The sequence below is a fragment of the Methylobacterium sp. B1 genome (genome assembly GCF_000333255.1).
GTDB classification, from domain to species: Bacteria; Pseudomonadota; Alphaproteobacteria; order Rhizobiales; family Beijerinckiaceae; genus Methylobacterium; species Methylobacterium fujisawaense.
In genome coordinates this window covers 1-3,412 of the sequence record NZ_BACT01000252.1, presented here as the reverse complement: position 1 = coordinate 3,412, position 3,412 = coordinate 1, and the positions used below count along the sequence as shown (strand labels likewise).

Genomic DNA, 3,412 nt, shown 5'->3' with positions numbered 1-3,412 from the left:
AGCCGGCCGGGCGCAGCCCCTCCGTTTCCACCANGGCCAGCCGCCGCTTGGCGAGGTTCCGAAGGCTCCAGATCCTCGAGGANGAGCTCCAGAAACTCCTCGCCGGTGAGGACGAAGCGGAACGCGTCCTCGCTGTTCTCGCCGCCCTCCCCGCCTTCACCGGCACCACGGCCGCCGCCGCTGCCCGGGGGCCGCTCGATCGTGTCGCCCTCGACGTAGGTCTTGTTGCCGGGCAGGATGTGGTCCTGCAGGCCCGTGCCGGGCTGGCGCGAGAAGCGGGGCTCCCGGACGCCGTCCGCCGGCACGGTGACGCGGCCGTCCTTGCCGAGATCCTTGATGTCCTTCTCGCGGGCGGATTCCCGCACCGCGCGCTGGGCCACGTCCTTCACGCGCCGCAGGAAGCGCTGGCGGTTCGGGAGGCTCTTGCCGCCCGGGTTCAAACGTCGGTCGACGATATGCATCCGCTGCGAAAACCCTCGTCCGCGTGTTCCGGCCGGGTCCGGACCCTTGTCGTACCATGCTGTTACCGGAGGGATGGATCCCTCTTTTGCAGCAGGGCCGAGATCTTCACCGGCCGGTCGTCCGAAACTGTGGCGGCAAAGGGTCGGATCTCAGGGTCGAACCCTGTGCCGGCCGGATTGGACCCGGCCGGACACCCCGCGCCTCAGCCGGCCTGCTTCACCCGCATGTACCATTCCACCAGACGGCGAACCTGCCGCTCGGTGTAGCCGCGCGCGACCATGCGCTCGACGAACTCGCCGTGCTTCTTCTCGGTCTCGCCATCCTTCTTGGAACCGAAGGAGATCACCGGCAGCAGTTCCTCCACCTGGGAGAACATCCGCCGCTCGATCACCTCGCGCAGCTTCTCGTAGGAGGTCCAGCTCGGGTTGCGGCCGCCGTGCTGGGCGCGGGAGCGCAGGGCGAACTTGACCACCTCGTTGCGGAAGTCCTTCGGGTTGGCGATCCCGGCGGGCTTCTCGATCTTGGTGAGCTCCTGGTTCAGGAGCTCCCGGTTCATGAGCTGCCCGGTCTCGGCATCCTTGAAGTCCTGGTCCTCGATCCAGGCGTCGGCATAGTCGATATACCGGTCGAACAGGTTCTGCCCGTAATCGTGGTACGATTCGAGATAGGCCTTCTGGATCTCGTGCCCGATGAACTCCGCATAGCGCGGGGCCAGCTCGGTCTTGATAAACTCCAGGTACTTCTTCTCAGTCTCGGGCGGCAGCTGCTCGCGCTTGAGCGACTGCTCCAGCACGTACATCAGGTGCACCGGATCGGCCGAGACTTCGGTGGTGTCGTGGTTGAAGGTCGCGGCCAGGACCTTGAAGGCGAAGCGGGTGGAGATCCCGTCCATGCCCTCGTCGACGCCGGCCGTATCCTTGTATTCCTGCATCGAGCGGGCGCGGGGATCGACCTCGCGCAGGGACTCGCCGTCGTAGACCCGCATCTTCGAGAAGACGTTGGAATTGGCGTGCTCGCGCAAGCGGGACAGGACCGAGAAGCGCGCCAGCATCTCCAGCGTGCCGGGGGCGCAGGCGGCGTCCGAGAGTTCCGAGCTGGAGATCAGCTTCTCGTAGATCCGCTGCTCCTCGGTGACGCGCAGGCAGTAAGGGACCTTGATCACGTAGATCCGGTCGATGAAGGCCTCGTTGTTCTTGTTGGTCTTGAAGGTCTGCCACTCGGCCTCGTTCGAGTGGGCCAGGATCACGCCGGTGAACGGGATCGCGCCGATATTCTCGGTGCCGACGTAGTTGCCCTCCTGCGTCGCCGTGAGCAGCGGGTGCAGCATCTTGATCGGCGCCTTGAACATCTCGACGAACTCGAGGATGCCCTGGTTCGCGCGGTTCAGGCCGCCCGAATACGAGTAGGCGTCGGGATCCGCCTGCGACAGGGTCTCCAGGCGCCGGATGTCGACCTTGCCGACCAGCGAGGAGATGTCCTGGTTGTTCTCGTCCCCCGGCTCGGTCTTGGCGATGGCGATCTGGCGCAGCCGGGAAGGCCGGACCTTGATCACCTTGAAGCGCGAGATGTCGCCGTTGAACTCGTCGAGGCGCTTGAGCGCCCAGGGGCTCATCAGGCCGGTCAGCCGCCGGCGCGGGATGCCGTAACGGCGCTGGATCTCCTCGCCCATCGTCTCGGGATCGAACAGGCCCAGCGGGCTCTCGAAGACCGGCGAGACCTCGTCCCCCGCCTTGAGGACGTAGACGGGGTGAACCTCCATCAGGAGCTTCAGCCGCTCGGCCAGCGACGACTTACCGCCGCCCACCGGGCCCAGCAGGTAGAGGATCTGCTTGCGTTCCTCCAACCCCTGCGCGGCGTGGCGGAAGAACGAGACGATCCGCTCGATCGTCTCCTCCATGCCGTAGAACTCCCGGAAGGCCGGGTAGGTCCGGATCGTCCGGTTCATGAAGATCCGGCCGAGGCGCGAATCCTTGGCGGTGTCCACGAATTCGGGTTCGCCGATCGCCGCGAGGATGCGCTCGGCGGCCGAGGCGTACATCAGGGGCTCGTCGCGACAGGCCTCCAGGTACTCGGAGAGCGTCATCTCCGTGTCGCGGCGGGCCTCGTACCCTCGGGCGAAGCTCTGGAAAAGGTCGTTCGTCGCATGCATGGGCATTCGATAACCCTCTCAGACCGTGACAGCTTCATCCTGTCTCGGCTTGGATGCAACCGACAGGCCCGCTTTTGTCGCAGTGCGGCGAGCGTGGCGCCCGGCATGTCGATTGCTTGCAACACTCCCGAGCGCTGAAGGCGGCACAGATGAGACTCCGTGCGGCCCCCGAACGGCTGCACGAGCCGCTGAACTGGGCAGATACCGCCTAAGCGGGCCCAGGCTCACAAATCCGTGCCCTCTTTCTTGCCATCGTCTCCCGATTTGGCACCGGACGCCGCGACCGTAATCTTGACGGTCTGCGTCTGCACTTGACCGTCGGAGCTCTTGACCTCGAACGTCACTTCGTCGGTTCCGGTGAAACCGGAGTTGGGCTGGTAGAACAGCGCCTGGACGGCCGCCTCCTTGTTGGGACAGCGATAGCTCGCCGGTGTCTTCAGCTTGCCGACCTTGGTGATCACCGAGCCGTTCTTCGGCGGCCCGGAGACCTTGAACTCGGGCATCGGCCCAGGAGAACAATCCTTCTTGAGGTTCGGCGCGATCTCGATGCGCACGGTCTTGCCGGGCGCCACGGTCTTGGTTCGGCTGGCGGGCGCCTGGGCCAGCGCCGGGCCGGCGAGGGCCATGCTCCCGACGAGCAGCGCGGCGAGCGGACGAAGGGCAATCATGGAAGCGTCTCTCCAGTGCCGAGCCGGGACCTGTCTCCGGACGCGCGTCCGGATGCCCCGTTCCTCGGTGGAGACCATGTGGGGACGCCGCGCACGGGCGTCGAGGGCCCGGACGGCCCCTTAATTCTGGAGC

Annotated in this window: 2 protein-coding genes and 1 pseudogene; all 3 read right to left on the bottom strand. The window is 66.0% G+C overall.

What is annotated here, in order from left to right; translation table 11 throughout:
- Positions 1–461 (bottom strand): annotated as a pseudogene (locus I53_RS07235) (DUF444 family protein); the annotation flags it as partial.
- Positions 462–664: 203 nt separating this feature from the next.
- Positions 665–2,617, bottom strand: coding sequence for a PrkA family serine protein kinase (locus I53_RS07230; protein ID WP_043348452.1), 1,953 nt, complete (start codon positions 2,615–2,617; stop codon positions 665–667).
- A gap of 218 nt (positions 2,618–2,835) precedes the next feature.
- Positions 2,836–3,279, bottom strand: a complete 444-nt coding sequence (locus I53_RS07225; protein WP_043348449.1) for an Ig-like domain-containing protein — start codon at positions 3,277–3,279, stop codon at positions 2,836–2,838.
- Positions 3,280–3,412 lie beyond the last annotated feature (133 nt).

Coding starts and splice junctions, on each gene's coding strand:
- I53_RS07225 (WP_043348449.1), bottom strand. CDS start 3,279: ATGATTGCCCTTCGTCCGCTCGCCGCGCTGCTCGTCGGGAGCATGGCC.
- I53_RS07230 (WP_043348452.1), bottom strand. CDS start 2,617: ATGCCCATGCATGCGACGAACGACCTTTTCCAGAGCTTCGCCCGAGGG.